Source organism: Pseudomonas sp. Z1-29, from assembly GCF_051131995.1.
Lineage (GTDB): Bacteria > Pseudomonadota > Gammaproteobacteria > Pseudomonadales > Pseudomonadaceae > Aquipseudomonas.
In genome coordinates this window covers 3786679-3806327 of the sequence record NZ_CP071645.1, presented here as the reverse complement: position 1 = coordinate 3806327, position 19649 = coordinate 3786679, and the positions used below count along the sequence as shown (strand labels likewise).

Genomic DNA, 19649 nt, shown 5'->3' with positions numbered 1-19649 from the left:
GGGGAGCGGGCCCTGTCATAGGCCCGCCCTAGAGGTTAACCGTCAAACGGCCGGGATGTCATCGAGATACTTTTCTGCATCCAGCGCGGCCATGCAACCGGCGCCGGCGGACGTAATGGCCTGGCGATAGACGTGGTCAGCCACGTCGCCGGCGGCAAAAACACCTTCGATGTCAGTGGCGGTGGCATTGCCTTCGCTGCCGCCACGCACAATCAGGTAGCCATCGCGCATCTGCAACTGGCCCTGGAACAGATCGGTGTTGGGTTTATGCCCGATGGCGATGAACACCCCGGCCAGGGATAACGTGCTGGTATCGCCCGTCTCGCTGTGCCGCAGGCGCGCGCCGGTCACGCCGCTGGCGTCACCCAGCACTTCATCCAGGTTCTGGTTCCAGTGCAGGCGGATATTGCCGTTGGCTGCCTTTTCGAAGAGCTTGTCCTGCAATATCTTTTCCGCGCGCAGCTTGTCGCGGCGGTGAATCAGGTGAACTTCCCTGGCGATGTTCGACAGGTACAAGGCTTCTTCAACCGCCGTGTTACCGCCACCGATAACGGCCACCACCTGGTTTCGATAAAAGAAGCCATCACAGGTCGCGCAGGCGGACACGCCTTTGCCGGCGAAGGTTTCCTCTGAAGGCAGGCCCAGGTATTGAGCCGAGGCGCCAGTGGCGATGATCAATGCATCGCAGGTATAGGTGCCGCTGTCGCCGACCAGTTCGAACGGTCGCTGTTGCAACTTGGCGGTATGGATATGGTCGTAGACGATCTGCGTGTCGAAGCGCTCGGCGTGCCGCTGCATGCGTTCCATGAGTACGGGACCGGTCAGGCCTTCGACATCGCCGGGCCAGTTATCGACTTCGACCGTGGTGGTGAGCTGGCCACCGGCCTGTATGCCGGTAATGACAACGGGTTTGAGGTTGGCGCGGGCTGCATAGACAGCCGCGCTGTACCCTGCAGGGCCGGAACCGAGAATGATCAGGCGTGAATGCTTCGCTTCGCTCATAAAAAACACCTCATAAGCCTTTGTCACAAAAGAGAATGCATGCTCAAATTGGCGCCCGATGACCCATTTCTGGCCAGGTTGTCGCCGGGCGAGCGGGCAATGCCTCTGGCAAGACAAACCCGTACAATGCTTGAGTTTTGAACGCAGGACGGGCAAAAGGTCAAATCTTCGGCAACACCTGCGGTTTTCCGGACGCATGCCACAGTGGTAAAACATGCCTCAGTGGTAAAAGTAGTACCGGTTGAGCACATTCACTTTTTTTACCTGCTCCCCGTGGGCAGTTTTTATAGTCATTCAACAGATGGACGCGCCATTGGCGCAGGAAAAGAAGCGTTTTGAAGAAATCCACCGCAGCACCCAAGACAGTCGTTCCGCTCTGGCGCCAACAATTGCACTACCGGCTCAAGGAAGGTGCGTTGATCGCCATTGGGGCCTTGTGCCTGTTCCTGATGATGGCCTTGCTGACCTACGGCAAGGACGATCCGGGCTGGAGCCACAACAGCAAGATCGAAGACGTGCAGAATTTCGGCGGGCCGGCCGGTTCCTACAGCGCTGACATCCTGTTCATGGTGCTGGGCTATTTCGCCTATATTTTCCCGCTGCTGCTGGCGATCAAGACCTATCAGATTTTCCGCCAGCGCCATGAGCCCTGGCAGTGGAGCGGCTGGCTGTTCTCCTGGCGCCTGATTGGCCTGGTGTTCCTGGTGTTGTCAGGCGCCGCGCTGGCACATATCCATTTCCACGCACCCACCGGCCTGCCGGCCGGGGCGGGTGGTGCGCTGGGCGAGAGCCTTGGTGATCTGGCGCGCAATGCCCTGAATATCCAGGGCAGCACGCTGCTGTTCATCGCACTGTTCCTCTTCGGCCTGACGGTGTTCACCGACCTGTCCTGGTTCAAGGTCATGGACGTCACCGGCAAGATCACGCTCGACCTCATCGAATTGATCCAGGGTGCGCTGAACCGCTGGTGGGCGGCGCGCAACGAACGCAAGCAACTGGTGGCGCAACTGCGTGAAGTGGACGATCGGGTCCATGACGTCGTGGCGCCCACCGTTCCGGACAAACGCGAGCAGGCCAAGGTCAAGGAACGCCTGATCGAGCGCGAGCAGGCCCTGAGCAAGCACATGTCCGAGCGCGAAAAGCAGGTGCCGCCGGTCATCACCATGGCCCCGGCCAAGCCGCCGGAGCAGAGCAAGCGCGTGCAGAAGGAAAAACAGGCGCCGCTGTTCGTCGACAGCGCGGTGGAAGGGACCTTGCCGCCGATCTCGATCCTCGATCCTGCCGAAAAGAAACAACTCAATTATTCCCCCGAATCCCTGGCGGCCGTCGGTCATCTGCTGGAGATCAAGCTCAAGGAGTTCGGTGTCGAGGTGTCGGTGGATTCGATCCATCCGGGTCCGGTCATCACCCGTTACGAAATCCAGCCGGCCGCCGGCGTCAAGGTCAGCCGTATCGCCAACCTCGCGAAGGACCTGGCGCGCTCCCTGGCGGTCACCAGCGTGCGGGTGGTGGAAGTGATCCCGGGCAAGACCACCGTGGGCATCGAGATCCCCAACGAGGATCGCCAGATCGTGCGCTTCTCCGAGGTGCTCTCGACCCCCGAGTACGACAATCACAAGTCACCGGTCACCCTGGCCCTGGGCCACGACATCGGCGGCAAGCCGGTCATCACCGACCTGGCGAAGATGCCTCACCTGCTGGTGGCCGGTACCACCGGTTCGGGTAAGTCGGTGGGGGTGAACGCGATGATCCTGTCGATCCTGTTCAAGTCTGGCCCGGAAGACGCCAAGCTGATCATGATCGACCCGAAGATGCTCGAATTGTCGATCTACGAAGGCATCCCGCACCTGCTGTGCCCGGTGGTCACCGACATGAAGGACGCGGCCAACGCCCTGCGCTGGAGCGTTGCCGAGATGGAGCGCCGCTACAAGCTGATGGCGAAGATGGGCGTGCGCAACCTGTCGGGCTTCAACGCCAAGGTCAAGGAGGCCGAGGAAGCCGGCACGCCGTTGAGCGACCCGCTGTACCACCGCGAAAGCATCCACGACGAAGCGCCGCTGTTGCACAAGCTGCCGACCATCGTGGTGGTGGTGGACGAATTCGCCGACATGATGATGATCGTCGGCAAGAAGGTCGAAGAACTGATCGCCCGTATCGCCCAGAAAGCCCGTGCGGCCGGTATTCACCTGATCCTCGCCACCCAACGGCCGTCGGTGGACGTGATCACCGGTCTGATCAAGGCCAACATCCCGACCCGCATGGCGTTCCAGGTGTCGAGCAAGATCGACTCGCGGACCATCATCGACCAGGGCGGCGCCGAGCAATTGCTCGGCCACGGTGACATGCTCTACATGCCGCCCGGCACCAGCCTGCCGATCCGTGTCCACGGTGCGTTCGTCTCCGATGACGAAGTGCACCGCGTGGTCGAAGCCTGGAAGTTGCGTGGCGCGCCTGAATACAACGACGACATCCTCAACGGTGTCGAAGAGGCCGGCAGCGGTTTCGAGGGCAGCAGTGGCGGCGGTGACGACGATGCCGAGACCGATGCGCTCTATGACGAAGCAGTGCAGTTCGTCCTGGAGAGTCGCCGTGCCTCGATTTCCGCCGTACAGCGCAAGCTGAAGATCGGCTACAACCGCGCCGCACGCATGATCGAGGCCATGGAAATGGCCGGGGTCGTGACGGCCATGAACACCAACGGCTCGCGCGAAGTGCTGGCGCCGGGCCCGATGCGCGACTGACAACCCGGACGGCGTGATGACGCGTCGCTCGACCCCCCACGAATTCATGAGGACTCCCATGCGCCTGATTCGCATGCTGTTGTTGCCCGTATTGGCTTTGTCTACCTTGTCGGTCCATGCCGGCGAGAAAGATGTGGCCCGCCTGACCCAGTTGCTGGGCGGCTCCCAGACCCTGACTGCGCGTTTCTCCCAGCTGACCCTCGACGGCAGCGGCACCCAGTTGCAGGAAACCGCTGGCGACATGGCCCTGCAGCGCCCTGGCCTGTTCTACTGGCACACCGATGCACCCGCCGAACAGCTGATGGTGTCCGATGGCAAGAAAGTCTCCCTGTGGGACCCGGACCTCGAACAGGTGACCATCAAGACCCTCGACCAGCGCCTGACCCAGACGCCGGCGCTGTTGCTTTCCGGCGATATCTCGGAGATCAGCCAGAGCTTCGACATCACCTCCAAGGAGGCCGGTGGCGTGATTGACTTCACTCTCAAGCCGAAGACCAAGGACAGCCTGTTCGACAGCCTGCGCCTGTCGTTCCGCAACGGCCTGGTCAACGACATGCAACTGATCGACAGTGTCGGCCAGCGCACCAACATCCTGTTCACCGGGGTCAAGGCCAACGAGCCGATCGCCGCGTCCAAGTTCAAGTTCGACATCCCCAAGGGTGCGGATGTGATCCAGGAATAAATAAAGGCAAGCCCCCCTGTGGGAGCGAGCTTGCTCGCGATGGCGTCATATCAGTCAACATTGATATTGAATGTAATGCCGCTATCGCGAGCAAGCTCGCTCCCACAGGGGGCGGTGTTCAACAGGACCCAGTGGAGGTTGCATAAGCAGTGATGGACCTGTTTCGAAGCGCCCCGATTGCCCAGCCATTGGCCGCCCGCCTGCGGGCCACCAACCTGGATGAGTACGTCGGCCAGGAACATGTGCTCGCCCGGGGCAAGCCCCTGCGCGAAGCCCTGGAGCAGGGCGCCCTGCATTCGATGATCTTCTGGGGCCCGCCGGGGGTCGGCAAGACCACCCTGGCGCGGTTGCTGGCGGAAGTCTCGGACGCGCATTTCGAAACGGTGTCGGCCGTGCTGGCCGGGGTCAAGGAGATTCGCCAGGCGGTGGAAATCGCCAAGCAGCAGGCCGGCCAGTACGGCAAGCGCACCATCCTGTTCGTCGATGAAGTGCATCGCTTCAACAAGTCGCAGCAGGACGCCTTCTTGCCCTATGTCGAAGACGGCACGCTGATTTTCATCGGTGCCACCACCGAGAACCCTTCGTTCGAACTCAACAACGCCTTGCTGTCCCGCGCGCGGGTCTACGTGCTCAAGAGCCTCGACGAGGCGGCGATGCGCAAGCTGGTGCACCGCGCGCTCACCGAAGAGCGCGGCCTGGGCAAGCGCCACCTGAGCCTCAGCGACGAAGGTTTCCAGATATTGTTCAGCGCTGCCGACGGCGATGGCCGACGCCTGCTCAACCTGCTGGAAAACGCCTCGGACCTGGCCGAAGACGACAGCGAGATCGGTGTCGAACTGCTGCAAAGCCTGCTGGGCGATACCCGGCGCCGCTTCGACAAGGGCGGCGAGGCGTTCTACGACCAGATTTCGGCGCTGCACAAGTCGGTGCGCGGCTCCAACCCGGACGGCGCGTTGTACTGGTTTGCGCGGATGATCGATGGCGGTTGTGATCCGCTGTACCTCGCGCGCCGCGTGGTGCGCATGGCCAGCGAAGACATCGGCAACGCCGATCCGCGCGCGCTGAGCCTGTGCCTGACGGCCTGGGACGTGCAGGAACGCCTCGGCAGCCCGGAAGGCGAGCTCGCCGTGGCCCAGGCCATTACCTACCTGGCCTGCGCGCCGAAAAGCAACGCCGTCTACATGGGCTTCAAGGCGGCGATGCGCAGCGCCGCCGAGCACGGCTCTCTGGAAGTGCCGTTGCACCTGCGCAACGCGCCGACCAAGCTCATGAAACAGTTGGGCTACGGCGAGGAATACCGTTACGCCCATGACGAGCCTGACGCTTACGCCGCTGGCGAAGACTATTTTCCCGAGGAACTCGAACCCCAGCGGTTCTATCAGCCGGTGCCCCGTGGCCTGGAGCTGAAGATCGGCGAGAAGCTCAACCACTTGGCGCAATTGGACCGATTGAGTCCACGGCAGCGGAGAAAACCGTGATCCCCTTGATTCTCGCAGTCTCCGCCGGCGGCGTTGCCGGTACATTGTTGCGTTTCGCCACGGGCAACTGGATCAGCGCAAATTGGCCGCGGCACTTCTATACCGCGACGCTGGCCGTTAATATCGTGGGCTGTCTGCTGATCGGCGTCCTATACGGCCTGTTTCTGATTCGCCCCGAAGTGCCCATCGAGGTGCGCGCGGGGTTGATGGTCGGTTTTCTTGGCGGCCTGACGACTTTTTCATCCTTTTCACTGGATACGGTGCGCCTGCTGGAAAGCGGGCAGGTGCCGCTGGCCCTGGGCTATGCGGCCATCAGCGTGTTCGGCGGGCTGCTCGCCACCTGGGCCGGCCTGTCCCTGACCAAACTTTGATAACGAGAGACCGACATGCTCGATTCCAAACTGTTACGTAGCAACCTTCAGGACGTAGCGGACCGCCTGGCATCCCGTGGCTTTGCCCTGGATGTCGCGCGCATCGAAGCGCTGGAAGAACAGCGCAAGACCGTCCAGACCCGCACCGAAGCCCTGCAGGCTGAACGTAACGCGCGCTCCAAGTCCATCGGTCAGGCCAAGCAGCGCGGCGAAGACATCGCGCCGCTGATGGCCGATGTCGAGCGCATGGCGGGCGAGTTGAGTGCCGGCAAGACCGAACTGGACGCGATCCAGAGCGAGCTTGATTCGATCCTGCTGGGCATCCCGAACCTGCCTCACGAATCGGTGCCGGTGGGTGAAGACGAAGACGGCAACGTCGAAGTACGTCGCTGGGGCACGCCGAAAGTCTTCGATTTCCCGGTACAGGACCACGTCGCCCTGGGCGAGAAATTCGGTTGGCTGGACTTCGAAACCGCCGCCAAGCTGTCGGGCGCGCGTTTCGCCCTGCTGCGCGGGCCGATCGCCCGTCTGCATCGCGCACTGGCGCAGTTCATGATCAACCTGCACGTCACCGAGCACGGCTACGAAGAGGCCTACACGCCTTACCTGGTCCAGGCGCCGGCGCTGCAAGGCACCGGTCAGTTGCCGAAGTTCGAGGAAGACCTGTTCAAGATCGCTCGCGACGGCGAAGCCGACCTGTACCTGATCCCGACCGCCGAAGTCTCGCTGACCAACATCGTTGCCGGCGAAATCGTCGACGCCAAGCAACTGCCGATCAAGTTTGTCGCCCACACCCCGTGCTTTCGCAGTGAAGCCGGCGCGTCGGGTCGTGACACTCGCGGCATGATCCGCCAGCACCAGTTCGACAAGGTCGAGATGGTGCAGATCGTCGAGCCGTCGAAATCCATGGAAGCCCTGGAAAGCCTGACCGCCAACGCCGAGAAGGTCCTGCAACTGCTCGAGCTGCCGTATCGCACCCTGGCGCTGTGCACCGGCGACATGGGCTTCAGCGCGGTCAAGACTTACGATCTGGAAGTCTGGATCCCGAGCCAGGACAAGTACCGCGAGATTTCGTCGTGCTCCAACTGCGGTGATTTCCAGGCCCGCCGCATGCAGGCGCGTTTCCGCAACCTGGAAACCGGCAAGCCGGAACTGGTCCATACCCTCAATGGCTCCGGCCTGGCGGTGGGTCGTACGCTGGTCGCCGTGTTGGAAAACTATCAGCAGGCCGACGGTTCGATCCGGGTGCCTGAAGTGCTGAAGCCGTACATGGGCGGCATCGAGGTCATCGGCTAAATGGACTATCTGCCACTGTTCCACAACCTGCGCGGCAGCCGCGTGCTGGTGGTCGGCGGCGGCGAGATTGCCTTGCGCAAGTCTCGCCTGCTGGCGGATGCCGGTGCCCTGCTGCGGGTGGTCGCACCCGACATCGAACCGCAGTTGCGGGAACTGGTCAGTGGCAGCGACGGCGAATGCGTGCTGCGTGGCTACGTTGAAGCGGATATGGACGGCTGCGGCCTGGTCATCGCCGCCACCGACGACGAGCCGCTCAATGCCCAGGTTTCGGCCGACGCCCACAAGCGCTGCGTGCCGGTCAACGTGGTGGACGCGCCTGCGCTGTGCAGCGTGATCTTCCCGGCGATCGTCGACCGCTCGCCGCTGGTTATTGCGGTGTCCAGCGGCGGCGACGCGCCGGTGCTGGCACGGCTGATCCGCGCCAAGCTGGAAACCTGGATTCCATCGACCTACGGGCAACTGGCCGGCCTGGCGGCGCGCTTTCGCAATCAGGTCAAGCAACTGTTTCCCGATGTGCAGCAACGGCGGGCATTCTGGGAAGAGGTTTTCCAGGGCCCGATCGCCGATCGCCAACTGGCCGGGCAGGGCGCCGAGGCCGAGCGGTTGCTGCGCGAGAAGATCGACGGCCAGGCGCCGAACGCGCCGGGGGAAGTCTATCTGGTAGGCGCCGGGCCGGGTGACCCGGACCTGCTGACCTTCCGCGCGCTGCGCCTGATGCAGCAGGCGGACGTGGTGCTTTACGACCGTCTGGTGGCCCCGGCGATTATCGAGCTGTGCCGGCGCGACGCCGAGCGGGTTTACGTCGGCAAGCGCCGGTCCGAGCATGCGGTACCCCAGGACCAGATCAACCAGCAATTGGTCGACCTGGCCCGGCAGGGCAAGCGTGTGGTGCGGTTGAAGGGCGGCGATCCGTTCATCTTCGGTCGTGGCGGCGAAGAAATCGAAGAACTGGCGGCCCATGGCATCCCGTTCCAGGTGGTCCCGGGCATTACGGCGGCCAGTGGTTGCGCGGCTTACGCCGGGATCCCGCTGACCCATCGCGACTACGCCCAGTCGGTGCGTTTCATCACCGGCCATCTCAAGGACGGCAGCAGCGATCTGCCCTGGGCGGACCTGGTATCGCCAGCGCAGACCCTGGTGTTCTACATGGGCCTGGTGGGGTTGCCGGTGATTTGCAACGAATTGATCAAGCACGGACGCGCGGCGGACACGCCGGCGGCGCTCATCCAGCAAGGCACGACTTCAAACCAGCGGGTGTTTACCGGTACCTTGGCGGACCTGCCGCGGCTGGTGGCCGAGCACGAGGTGCATGCGCCGACACTGGTGATCGTCGGGGAAGTGGTGCAGTTGCGCGAGAAGCTGGCTTGGTTTGAAGGGGCTCAGGGGCAGGTCTGAAGACCGCGCCGCTGCCAATCGCGAGCAAGCTCGCTCCCACAGGGGACTGTGTGTAACCACGGATTGTGGCCAACACCAATCAACTGTGGGAGCGAGCTTGCTCGCGATGAGGCCCTCAATCACAGCGAAAATCCAGGATCAATCCCGGGCCCCGCGCCAGATCCCTTTCCCACCCAACCTCCCTCGATCATGCGCCACCATGAAGTCCTGCTTCGGCCCCTTGGGCACGATCCCATTGGGGTTGATGGTCTTGTGGCTGCCGTAGTAATGCCCCTGGATATGCGTGAAATCCACTGTCTCGGCAATGCCTGGCCACTGATACATCTCCCGCAGCCAGTTCGACAGGTTCGGATAATCGGCGATGCGCCGCAGGTTGCATTTGAAGTGGCCGAAGTACACCGCGTCGAAACGGATCATCGTCGTGAACAAGCGGATGTCGGCCTCGGTCAGGTACTCGCCAGCCAGGTAGCGGCGGGTGTCCAGCAGGGCTTCCAGATGGTCCAGCTCGGCAAACAGCTGATCAAAGGCTTCTTCGTAAGCCGCCTGGGTGGTGGCGAAGCCGGCGCGGTAGACGCCGTTGTTCACCGCCGGATAGATGCGCTCGTTCAACCCATCGATTTCGCCGCGCAGGTGCTCTGGATAGAGATCCAGGTCGTTGCCGGTCAGACCATCGAAGGCGCTGTTGAACATGCGGATGATTTCCGCTGACTCGTTGTTGACGATGCGCTGCTGCTGTTTATCCCACAGCGCGGGCACAGTGACACGGCCAGTGTAGTTCGGTGTATCGGCGGTGTAGCGCTGGTGCAGAAAGTCGAAGTGGTCGAGCTTGTCGCCCGTCGAGCCGTGAGCCTGATCGAAGGTCCAGCCGTTTTCCAGCATCAGGTAGCTGACCACTGAAACATCGATCAGGTCTTCCAGGCCCTTGAGCTTGCGCAAGATCAGCGTGCGGTGGGCCCAGGGGCAGGCCAGGGACACATAAAGATGATAACGACCGGCTTCGGCGGCGAAACCGCTCTCGCCGGAAGGGCCGGCGCTGCCGTCGGCGGTTATCCAGTGGCGGCGTTGCGCCTGTTCACGCTGGAAACTGCCGTCCTTGCTTTCATACCACTGGTCCTGCCAGCGGCCCTCGACCAACAAACCCATCTCGATCTCCTCAGCCTGGTAAACGTTGGAAAAGAGTCTATGCCGATAGGTTCGAACAAAAAGCGCAAAGGTTGGGCGCTGATGATCGACTAAATCGATCTGTTCCGCGCGTCCCAATACTGCCGGGCTTTGTCGAACGCTTCTTCGCGAGACAAACCCAGGCCGCGCAAGGCCAAAGCCATCGTGGCGATCAACGCCAGTTGCGGGTAGCTGTCCTCGACGTCGCCGCGCCAGACGGCTTTCAAATGCTCAGGGTCGAGGCGCTCCGGCTTGACGTGGCGCTGCTCCGACAGGCGTGGCCATTCTTCGTCCCAACTGGCGCCACCGGTGGTGCCGTACAGATGGCTGTCGGCGTCCGGATTGATTTCGATCTCGCCGCCGTCGCCCTTGATCACGATGGCGGTGTCGCCCAGCAACCCGCTGGCCTCGCGATGCACGGCCTGGTAGCCAGGATGGAAGATGCTTTGCAGACCGCAACGCGCGCCCAGTGGGTTGAGGATCCGCGCCAGGGAATGGATCGGCGAGCGCAGGCCGAGAGTGTTGCGCAGGTCGATCATCCGTTGCATCTGCGGTGCCCAGTCCACCAGCGGCATGAAGGCCAGGCCGCCGGTGTCCAGCGCGGTGCCGACCTGTTGCCAGTCGCGGCACAAGGGAATATCCAGCAAACCCAGCAACTGTTCGGTGTAGAGCCGACCCGCCGTGTGGGCGCCGCCGCCGTGCATGAAGATCCGCACGCCGTTCTGTCCCAGGCATTTGGCCGCCAGCAGATACCACGGCAGGTGGCGCTTCTTCCCGGCGTAGGTCGGCCAGTCGAGGTCTACCGCCAGTTGTGGAACCACCAGGCGTTGACGCAGGGCGTCGGTGAAGCCGGCCATTTCCTCGGCGCTTTCTTCCTTGTGCCGCAACAGCATCAGGAAGGCGCCGAGCTGGGTCTCTTCGACCTGCTCATAAAGCACCATGCCCATGGCCTCGCGGGCTTCGTCACGGGTGAGGTTGCGGGCGCCACGCTTGCCTTTGCCAAGGATGCGCACGAATTGGGCGAACGGATGTTCGGCCGGGGTCTCGAGGGTCAGCGAAGGAAAGTCGGTCATAAGCAATTCGTCGGTTTGGGCAGGCCCGCCAGCTTGGCGGCGAGTTTGGCGGGAGTGCCTTTGAACAATCGGTTCAGGTGCAGGCTGTTGCCCTTGTCCGCGCCGAGTTTCAGCGCGGTGTACTTGATCAGCGGCCGAGTGGCGGGGGACAGCTGGAATTCATCGTGGAAGGCCCGGAGCAGTTCGAGGATTTCCCAATGCTCGGGGCTCAGCTCGATGTCTTCGGCGGCGGCCAGGGCTGTGGCCACTTCCGTTGACCAGTCATTGAGATCGGCCAGGTAGCCGTCCTTGTCCAGCGCGATGCTGCGCGCGCCCACGGTCAGCACGTTCATAGCCAGGAGTTGACCTTGTCATGCTCGATTGAGAGCTCGACGAAGGCCGGATAATCGATGGCTTCGGCCCAGTCGGGAATGTGCAGGGCACGGCCCTGGGCGTCTTCGGCAAGGACGAACACCTTGCGCCCGAAGGCCTGGAGTGCAGCGAACGGTTCGGTGCCAGGTTGCAGCGCGTAAGTCGCGTCGCCGCACAGCAGCAGCGCATCCTGGCTCCCCAGTATCCGCAGGCAACTGGCGAGGCGGTTATCACCGAACGGCGAATGGGACAACACATGCAGAGTCGACATCAGAGGGTGATCACCTGGTCGTAACGGTCAATGAGCGCGGCGATGTCCGCTGCGCCCAGCACTTTCAAAGCGTCCAGTGCCAGGGTATCGGTGGCGATGCCACGCTCGGCGGCGCTGTCGGCGCAGACAAACAGGTCTTCGACGCCGAACATCGGCAATGCCTGCAAATTGGCGCTCAGGTCTTTTTGCTGGAGGGCCTTGGCGTTTTGCCCGGCGCTGAGCTGGAACACGCCGTCATCGAGAAACAGCAGGCCAAGGGGCAGGTCGAACGCACCGCCGGCCAGCACGATGTCCAACGCTTCCCGGGCTCCGGGGCCAGACCACGGAGACTGACGGCTGATGAGCAATAACGATTTGGCCATCATGCGCCTCCAAAACAGATCAAGCGGTCGGCGTCCTGGATCGCATCGTGCAGCTGACCCAGTCCGGAAAGGGCCCAAGGCGCTTCGACGCTGATTGCCGAACGCTGATAGCGCTGGGCCTCTTCAGCGTTGAGCACACCACGGCGCAACGCCGCCGCGATGCAGACGACGCCGTCGAGCTGATGGTCGCTGACGAAGGTTCGCCATTGCCGGGGCAGATCCTGCTCATCCTGAGGCGTGACGATGCTGTTATCGGCGTTGTAGACGCCGTCCTGGTAGAAAAACAGCCGCACGATCTCATGCCCACCGGCCAGCGCGGCTTGCGCAAACAGCAAGGCGCGGCGCGAGGAGGGCGCATGGGCGGCGGAAAACAGCGCGATGGCGAACTTCATGACAGACCCGATCCGTAAAACTGCGGCCATGATAAAGCTTTATGGGCGTCGGGGCGATTCTCGGAACGGCTGGAGCTTTCGTGGCGAGGGAGCTTGCTCCCGCTGGGCTGCGAAGCGGCCCCAGGATCGTGCAACTCGGTGTGTCAGGTGAGTTGAGTCGCCTTTTTGGGCCTGCTGCGCAGGCCAGCGGGAGCAAGCTCCCTCGCCACGGGGTTCACTTCAGTCCATGAGACCATGTAACTGGCAGTACTCAGCCCATTCCATTCCCGCCATCTCCGCGACTTCCCTGTGCACTTCCATGCGCTGGGCCTGGTAGTCCTCGGCGGAGGCCGCTGTCAGCGACAGCGTCAGCTCCCAGGCAAACAGACCCAGGCGCTCGGCCTCGGCTTCGAACGCTTCATGCAAGCGCTCGGCGCGATACTGCGCAGCGGTTTCGCCCTTGGCCTGGGCCAGCAGGGGGTTGAGGTTGTCCAGCTCGACACGCAACTGCGGGCGTTCGTCGAGAAAGATCTCCAGGGCTCGTTCGTGCTGCTGTCCGGTTGCCGCCATGGTTGCTCCTTGAGTCAATGTCCCGACAGGTTGCGTGAATCGATAGCCGTTGTCGCGGGCAAATTTCAGTAAAGCCGCACGTAGGCGCGGATCGCAGTGCTAAAGTCGGTTTTTTTCTCGATGAGTGAACGCGATGCGAATGCTGATGGTGGCCGTGGCCGCAACCCTGCTGGCCGGCTGCGCGGGTTCGGCGATGGAACAGGCCCGGACCCAAGCCCCCTACAAGACCCTGGCCTCGGACAAGCCGGAGCAGAATGTCGCCCAATGCGTGAAGTTCGCCTGGGAAGACGAAGCGGTGTTCGGCGTCGATGCCGGTGCCTACCTGCAACCCGGCAAGCAGGGTGGCTCGACGGTGTACACCCGCTCGGCCGAATCGTTTGTCGATATACAAGCCAGTGCCACCGGCACGGCGTTGAAGTACTACGCCAAACAGGATGATTTTGTCGCCAAGCGCCGGTTGGCGGCGTTGGCGACTTGCCTTTGAACACCTGATCCTGGTGTGGGAGCGAGCCTGCTCGCGAAAGCCGTTTATCTTCTTGCATAGCATTTGACTGACCCACCGCTTTCGCGAGCAGGCTCGCTCCCACAGGGGATGTCCCACAGCGGATGGGTGGTCAGTCAGCGTTCGGCAGGCGTTTCTGGAAAAAGAAACGCTGATGCCCCGGCGGGTAGTCGTCGATCTGCCCGCACTCGGTGAAACCATGCCGACGATAGAAGTCCGGCGCCTGGAAGTCGAAGGTGTCGAGCCAGATACCTACGCAGTCTTTCTCCCTGGCCAGCTGTTCGGCCATCTGCATCAGCTGCGAACCCGTGCCTTGGCCCCGGGCCTGTTCAGGCACTACCAGCAGTTCGATATAGAGCCAACGAAAAAATATTCGGCCGTAGAGTCCGCCGACGATTTCGCCGTGCTCGTCGCGCACCAGCCAGGCGACCAGTTCCGGCGCGCTTCCACCGGTCTGAGCCGTGTTATAGGCGCGTAGCGGCGCGAGGATAGCCTGGCGTTGTTCATCGGTGGGAGCGTCCGTGCGTTCGATTCGCAGCGTCATCGGCGATGTCCTTGTGCGAGGATGATCAAGCACACGAGCCTACAGTAAACAGGCATATTGTTTAAACCGAGCCATACTCGTGTGTGCTTTTGAAGCGATCCCGACCCTAAAACAAGAAGAGACCGACTCATGAAGTTCGAATCCCTGGCCCGGACCCTCATCGCCACTTCGCTCTCCCTTTACTGCCTGACTGCCCATGCTGCGTCCCAGGCCCCGGTTGCCGCCGAGAACGGCATGGTCGTCACCGCCCAGCACCTGGCGACCCACGTCGGCGTCGATGTGCTCAAGAACGGTGGCAACGCGGTGGATGCGGCAGTCGCGGTGGGCTACGCCCTGGCGGTGGTCTACCCGGCGGCGGGCAACCTTGGCGGTGGCGGCTTCATGACGCTGCAGATGGCGGATGGCCGCAAGACATTCCTGGATTTCCGCGAAAAAGCGCCATCGGCCGCCACCGCCGACATGTACCTGGACAAGGACGGCAACGTCATTCCCGAGCTCAGCACCCGCGGCCACCTGGCGGTAGGCGTGCCCGGCACGGTGTCCGGCATGGAGCTGGCGCTGAAGAAATACGGCAGCAAGCCCCGGGAGGAATTGATCGCCCCGGCGATCAGGTTCGCCGAGGAGGGTTTTGTCCTCGAACAAGGTGATGTCGACCTGCTGGAGACCGCCACGGACGTGTTCAAAAAGGACATGCGCGATTCCGGCGCGATCTTCCTGCACAACGGCGAGCCGATGCAGGCCGGCCAGAAACTGGTGCAGAAAGACCTCGCCAGGACCCTGCGGGAAATTTCCGCCAAAGGCGCCGACGGCTTCTACAAAGGCTGGGTGGCCGACGCCCTGGTGACTTCCAGCCAGGCCAACAAGGGCATCATCACCCAGGCCGACCTGGACAAATACAAGACCCGCGAGCTGGGCCCGGTGGAATGCGACTACCGCGGTTATCACATCATTTCCGCACCACCGCCCAGTTCCGGTGGTGTGGTGCTGTGCCAGATCATGAATATCCTCGACGGGTATCCGATGAAAGACCTGGGCTTCCATTCGGCCCAGGGCATGCACTACCAGATCGAAGCCATGCGTCACGCCTATGTCGATCGCAACAGCTACCTGGGCGACCCGGATTTTGTGCAGAACCCCATCGACCATCTGCTGGACAAGAACTATGCGGCAAAACTGCGCGCCGCGATCGAGCCGCAAAAGGCCGGCGACTCGCACAAGATCAAACCCGGCGTGGCGCCTCACGAGGGCAGCAACACCACCCACTATTCGATCATCGACCAATGGGGCAACGCCGTTTCCGTCACCTACACCCTCAACGACTGGTTCGGCGCCGGCGTGATGGCGAGCAAGACCGGGGTGATCCTCAACGATGAAATGGACGATTTCACCGCCAAGGTCGGCGTGCCCAACATGTACGGCCTGGTACAGGGCGAGGCCAACGCCATCGCACCGGGCAAGGCGCCGCTGTCGTCCATGAGCCCGACCATTGTCACCAAGGACGGCAAGACCGTGATGGTCGTCGGCACGCCGGGCGGCAGCCGCATCATTACCGCGACCCTGCTGACCATCCTCAATGTGATCGACTACGGCATGAACCTTCAGGAAGCGGTGGACGCACCGCGCTTCCACCAGCAGTGGATGCCGGAGGAGACCAACCTGGAAACCTTCGCCGCCAGCCCCGATACGCTCAAGCTGCTGGAAAGCTGGGGTCACAAGTTCGCCGGCCCGCAGGACCCCAACCACATCGCCGCGATCCTGGTGGGCGCGCCGTCACTGGGTGGCAAGCCCGTGGGCAAGAATCGTTTCTACGGTGCCAACGATCCGCGTCGCAACACCGGGTTATCGTTGGGCTACTGAGCGCTCGGAGAGGCAAGCATGAGCAGCGCATTGCTGATTATCGACGTCCAGGCCGGGCTGTGCACGGGCGAAGAGGAATGCTTCGACAGCCCACGCCTGCTCGGCACCATCAACGACCTCAGTGCCAGGGCTCGGGCTGTCGGCTTGCCGGTGATCCTGGTCCAGCACGAAGAACTTGAGGGCTCGTTGGCTTATGGCAGTGCCGCCTGGCAATTGGCCGACGGCCTGCTCACCGCCGCGGATGACTTGCGCGTGCGCAAGACCACGGCGGACGCGTTCTACCAGACCGACCTGCTGGCGCTGTTGCAGGCCAGAAGCATTGATCGCGTGGTGATCTGCGGGCTGCAGACCGATCACTGCATCAATGCCACCGTGCGCCAGGCCCATGCCCTGGGGTACGAAGTGGTGTTGGCCGCCGATGCGCATTCGACGGTGGACAATGGCAGCCTGTCGGCCGAGCAGATCATTGCCGATCACAACCAGCGACTGGGGCGGCTGAGCAGCGCGGTGTCGCGCATCGATGTAGTACGGGCCGCCGAGATTCGCCTGTAGCGATACTCACTGCCTGGCCTGAGGAGCAGGCCGGCTGGCGCTCCAGTGCGCAGCGACTGCAAGATTTTCAGGCCCGCTTCGCAGGCCAGCGGGAGCAAGCTCCCTCGCCACAAAGGCCGTCGTTTTATGGATTACGCGATCAGCATAGCAGCGCGAGCATTGGCGGCGGGCGATCCAGTGGCGGCGCTCAATCGCATCGCCTTGCGCACCGATGCCCCGGCCCTCGCGCTGCGCGGCATCGCCATGGCGCAGCTGGGGGACCTGGACAAAGCCAGGAGCCTGATGCGCCGGGCAAGTACGGCGTTCGGGCCCAAGGCGGCCGTGGCGCGGGCACGGTGTATCGTGGCGGAGGGCGAAATCGCCTTGGCTTCCCGTGACCTGGCGTGGCCCATGAAGCGCCTCGACGCCGCGCGGACGGTGCTCGAAGCCTGCGGCGACCGGGCGAACGTCGGGCATGCTCATGCGATTGAAATCCGCCGCCTGCTGTTGCTCGGTCGCCTTGGCGAGGCCGAGGGCAAGCTTGCTGATCTGAATCTTTGCAGCTTGCCTGTGGCGTCTCGAGCCGCTTGTGAACTGGTGGCGGCGGGGATCGCCATGCGGCGCCTGCAAGCGCAAACCGCCCACGCCGCTCTGGAAAGGGCCGGGCAGGCCGCACGGCAAACGGGCATCAGCGCGCTGAACGCCGAAATCGAAAGCGCCTGGCGCATGCTGAGCTCACCGGCGGCGCGTCTGATCAGCCGGAACGAAGAGCACTTGCTGATTCTTGAAGAGGTACAGGTGCTGCTGGCCGGTGCGGCGCTGGTAGTAGATGCATGTCGGTACGGCGTCAGTAGTGCTGGCAGCCAGGTTTCCCTCGCCCGGCGCCCGGTGTTGTTCGCCCTGGCCCGCGGGCTGGCCCAAGCCTGGCCAGGCGATGCATCGAGGGAAGCGCTCATGGCCGAGGCCTTCGGCTTGAAACTGACGGATGAGTCCCACCGCGCCCGGCTGCGGGTCGAGATGGGGCGGTTGCGGGTGGCGCTGCGGTCATTGGCCGAGGTGAAGGCAACCCGGCGCGGTTTTATCCTGATTCCCAACCAGGCCGACGAGGTCGTGGTGCTGGCGCGCGTCGTCGAAGAACCTCACGGCGCGGTGCTGGCGCTGCTTGCCGATGGCGAAACCTGGTCCAGTTCGGCCCTGGCGCTTGCCTTGGGCAACAGCCAGCGCAGCGTGCAGCGGGCCTTGGAAACCCTCGCCGCCTGCGGCAAGGCGCAAGCGTTCGGTCGTGCCAGGGCCCGGCGCTGGATGGCGCCAACGATGCCTGGATTCGCGACGGCATTGTTACTCACTGCGTTGCCAGTGGCTGGTTAGGATGCAATCACACCCCACTGATGAGGCGAGTGAAATGAAACGTTCAGAAGCACAGATCCTGCGTGAGTACGGCCCTTTTCCCGGCGTCGAGTGTGTCCACGGCGTAAGCCATGACGGCGAGCGCGTCTGGTTCGCCTCAGGCGAAAAGCTCCACGCACTTGATCCCGCCAGTGGCCAGACCGTGCATTCGCTCGACGTGCCGGCGAACGCTGGCACGGCGTTCGACGGTGAGCACCTGTTCCAGATTGCTGGCGACAGCATCCGCAAGATCGATCCACGCACCGGCGAGGTACTGGCGACAATTCCGGCGCCCAACAGCGGTGATGATTCAGGGTTGGCGTGGGCCGAAGGATCGCTCTGGGTCGGCCAGTACAAGGCGCGCAATATCCTCCAGATCGACCCGGCCGACGGAAAAGTCCTGCGCACCATTAAATCCAATCGCTTCGTCACGGGCGTGACCTGGGTCGACGGAGAGCTTTGGCACGGGACGTGGGAAAACGATGAGAGTGACCTGCGGCGTATTGATCCGCAGACGGCACAAGTGCTGGAAAGCGTGACGATGCCGCCCGGGACCGGTGTGTCGGGGCTGGAATCCGACGGGGGCGAACGGTTTTTCTGTGGCGGCGGTGGCAGCGGGAAGGTGAGGGCGGTGCGTCGGCCGGTGTGAGGATGCCAGGCTCGCATAAACCTCCGTGGCGAGGGAGCAAGCCCCCTCGCCACGGGATACCCGTCCGTTACATCACGGGGCGCCAAGCACCATTGTCCAATACACTCCGGCATCGCTGCTCGAGTCACTGGCCGACGCCGCACCGACCTGGGTGAACATCGGGTTCATCAGGTTGGCGCAATGCCCGGGGCTGGCGAGCCAGTCGTGCATGGCCTGGCTTGGCGAACGTTGTCCGGCGGCAATGTTCTCGCCGAGTTTGCGTCCGCGAAAACCGGCGCTCCTGGCCCGCTCGGATGTGGAGCGACCGTCCGGGTCGCGATGGGCAAAATAGTTGCCGCGGGCCATCGACCGACTGTGGCCCTGGGCAGCGCTTCCCAGCGCGGCGTTCCAGCTCAGCGGCCGAGCCGCCGCAAAGCGCTGGCGCCCGCACATGCGGGGCTTGGCCCTGGCGGCATTGACCTGGGCCAGCAGCGTTTTGTCCGGCGCGCCGATGTCGCGCGTGTCGCTGATCCGCGTTCCGCCCATGGGTTGTGCGAGCACAACGCGCCATTCATCCCCGACCCGATTGACGCCAATGTCGGCGTACTGGCCGTCCAGCAGCGCTGCGCAATGCTCGTCCGCCAGTCTCTCGAACGCTTCTTCGGCGTCCCGCGCATCGGTCAGGCGAATGCTGCGCACTGACCGGGCCTGATAGCCGGATCTGCTCAGGGTTTCGCGCAAGCCACCGCTGAAGCCGATGGGCAAGGCCAGGCTGGAGCGCAACACCAAGGGTTGGGCAGCACGCACTGTTTGCCATTCACAGCGGTGGGGCTGGCTGCGGTAGTCGTTGATGGCACTCACCAGTTGTCCTTCGCCTCGGGCGTGAGCCGGGCTGGGGAACAACGGAAACAGGATCGTGAGGCACAGCGCAGCGAAACGGCGAGAGCGAACGAGGTGGCGCATGGATGGACAGCTCTGGAAGGGAATTGCCTGAGCGCCGGGAGACGGCGCCAATCAGCCCGAAACGCTTCGTTCAGGGCTGGGGTAGGACTGTGGCTTTTGAAACTAGTTTCCGGC

Annotated in this window: 21 protein-coding genes; 11 read left to right on the top strand and 10 right to left on the bottom strand. The window is 63.1% G+C overall.

From position 1 onward, the window contains the following. Positions 1–42 precede the first annotated feature (42 nt). Entirely contained in the window at positions 43–1002 is a 960-nt protein-coding gene (gene trxB, locus J3P84_RS17200; protein ID WP_434603730.1) for a thioredoxin-disulfide reductase, read from the bottom strand. 335 nt (positions 1003–1337) lie between these two features. On the opposite strand from trxB, the gene J3P84_RS17195 reads away from it, so the two are divergent. From J3P84_RS17195 to cysG, 6 genes are all read left to right on the top strand, one after another. After that, positions 1338–3743: a DNA translocase FtsK gene (locus J3P84_RS17195; RefSeq protein WP_434569010.1), complete on the top strand. Its 2406-nt coding sequence runs from the start codon at positions 1338–1340 to the stop codon at positions 3741–3743. Positions 3744–3801: 58 nt separating this feature from the next. Beyond that, a complete protein-coding gene (gene lolA / locus J3P84_RS17190; protein WP_434624685.1) occupies positions 3802–4425 on the top strand; it encodes an outer membrane lipoprotein chaperone LolA in 624 nt (207 codons plus the stop codon). A 152-nt stretch (positions 4426–4577) separates the two neighbouring features. Next, a complete protein-coding gene (locus J3P84_RS17185) occupies positions 4578–5903 on the top strand; it encodes a replication-associated recombination protein A (protein ID WP_434624683.1) in 1326 nt (441 codons plus the stop codon). Further along, on the top strand, positions 5900–6274 hold the full coding sequence (crcB, locus tag J3P84_RS17180) for a fluoride efflux transporter CrcB (RefSeq protein WP_207961507.1): 375 nt from the start codon (positions 5900–5902) through the stop codon (positions 6272–6274). The genes J3P84_RS17185 and crcB overlap by 4 nt, the downstream gene beginning before the upstream one ends. A gap of 15 nt (positions 6275–6289) precedes the next feature. After that, entirely contained in the window at positions 6290–7570 is a 1281-nt protein-coding gene (gene serS, locus J3P84_RS17175) for a serine--tRNA ligase (RefSeq protein ID WP_434624681.1), read from the top strand. Next, positions 7571–8965: a siroheme synthase CysG gene (gene cysG, locus J3P84_RS17170; RefSeq protein WP_434624679.1), complete on the top strand. Its 1395-nt coding sequence runs from the start codon at positions 7571–7573 to the stop codon at positions 8963–8965. It abuts the gene before it with no gap. A 138-nt stretch (positions 8966–9103) separates the two neighbouring features. Here the strand turns inward: cysG and J3P84_RS17165 are convergent, their stop codons facing one another. The 7 genes from J3P84_RS17165 to J3P84_RS17135 form a co-directional block, all read right to left on the bottom strand. Continuing rightward, entirely contained in the window at positions 9104–10108 is a 1005-nt protein-coding gene (locus tag J3P84_RS17165) for a glutathione S-transferase family protein (protein ID WP_434624677.1), read from the bottom strand. Between the two features lie 89 nt (positions 10109–10197). Continuing rightward, on the bottom strand, positions 10198–11199 hold the full coding sequence (locus tag J3P84_RS17160) for a glycosyl transferase family protein (RefSeq protein WP_434624675.1): 1002 nt from the start codon (positions 11197–11199) through the stop codon (positions 10198–10200). Continuing rightward, the gene (locus J3P84_RS17155; RefSeq protein WP_305495521.1) at positions 11196–11531 is read right to left on the bottom strand and encodes a TusE/DsrC/DsvC family sulfur relay protein; all 336 of its coding nucleotides are present in this window, start codon (positions 11529–11531) and stop codon (positions 11196–11198) included. The genes J3P84_RS17160 and J3P84_RS17155 overlap by 4 nt, the downstream gene beginning before the upstream one ends. Further along, on the bottom strand, positions 11528–11821 hold the full coding sequence (gene tusB, locus J3P84_RS17150) for a sulfurtransferase complex subunit TusB (protein ID WP_434624673.1): 294 nt from the start codon (positions 11819–11821) through the stop codon (positions 11528–11530). The genes J3P84_RS17155 and tusB overlap by 4 nt, the downstream gene beginning before the upstream one ends. Then, positions 11821–12183 carry a sulfurtransferase complex subunit TusC gene (tusC, locus tag J3P84_RS17145; RefSeq protein ID WP_434624671.1) on the bottom strand — a complete coding sequence of 121 codons (363 nt, stop codon included), beginning with the start codon at positions 12181–12183 and terminating at the stop codon, positions 11821–11823. Before tusC ends, tusB begins: the two co-directional genes overlap by 1 nt. Further along, entirely contained in the window at positions 12183–12575 is a 393-nt protein-coding gene (gene tusD, locus J3P84_RS17140; RefSeq protein ID WP_434603751.1) for a sulfurtransferase complex subunit TusD, read from the bottom strand. Before tusD ends, tusC begins: the two co-directional genes overlap by 1 nt. 219 nt (positions 12576–12794) lie before the next feature. Continuing rightward, positions 12795–13124: a DUF6388 family protein gene (locus tag J3P84_RS17135; protein WP_434569001.1), complete on the bottom strand. Its 330-nt coding sequence runs from the start codon at positions 13122–13124 to the stop codon at positions 12795–12797. A gap of 133 nt (positions 13125–13257) precedes the next feature. On the opposite strand from J3P84_RS17135, the gene J3P84_RS17130 reads away from it, so the two are divergent. Then, positions 13258–13608, top strand: coding sequence for a hypothetical protein (locus tag J3P84_RS17130; protein WP_434624668.1), 351 nt, complete (start codon positions 13258–13260; stop codon positions 13606–13608). Positions 13609–13738: 130 nt separating this feature from the next. On the opposite strand, the gene J3P84_RS17125 is transcribed toward J3P84_RS17130, so the two are convergent. Then, positions 13739–14170: a GNAT family N-acetyltransferase gene (locus J3P84_RS17125; RefSeq protein WP_434624666.1), complete on the bottom strand. Its 432-nt coding sequence runs from the start codon at positions 14168–14170 to the stop codon at positions 13739–13741. A 129-nt stretch (positions 14171–14299) separates the two neighbouring features. Here J3P84_RS17125 and ggt point away from each other — a divergent pair, with 129 nt between their 5' ends. From ggt to J3P84_RS17105, 4 genes are all read left to right on the top strand, one after another. Further along, on the top strand, positions 14300–16027 hold the full coding sequence (gene ggt, locus J3P84_RS17120) for a gamma-glutamyltransferase (RefSeq protein ID WP_434624664.1): 1728 nt from the start codon (positions 14300–14302) through the stop codon (positions 16025–16027). A gap of 18 nt (positions 16028–16045) precedes the next feature. Continuing rightward, positions 16046–16579, top strand: coding sequence for a cysteine hydrolase family protein (locus J3P84_RS17115; RefSeq protein ID WP_434624662.1), 534 nt, complete (start codon positions 16046–16048; stop codon positions 16577–16579). 126 nt (positions 16580–16705) lie between these two features. After that, positions 16706–17926: a helix-turn-helix domain-containing protein gene (locus J3P84_RS17110; protein ID WP_434624660.1), complete on the top strand. Its 1221-nt coding sequence runs from the start codon at positions 16706–16708 to the stop codon at positions 17924–17926. Between the two features lie 34 nt (positions 17927–17960). Further along, positions 17961–18593 (top strand): Vgb family protein, encoded by a 633-nt coding sequence (locus tag J3P84_RS17105; RefSeq protein WP_434624658.1) that lies wholly within the window; start codon positions 17961–17963, stop codon positions 18591–18593. Between the two features lie 72 nt (positions 18594–18665). Here the strand turns inward: J3P84_RS17105 and J3P84_RS17100 are convergent, their stop codons facing one another. Continuing rightward, a complete protein-coding gene (locus J3P84_RS17100) occupies positions 18666–19535 on the bottom strand; it encodes a CAP domain-containing protein (RefSeq protein ID WP_434624656.1) in 870 nt (289 codons plus the stop codon). Between the last annotated feature and the right edge of the window lie 114 nt (positions 19536–19649).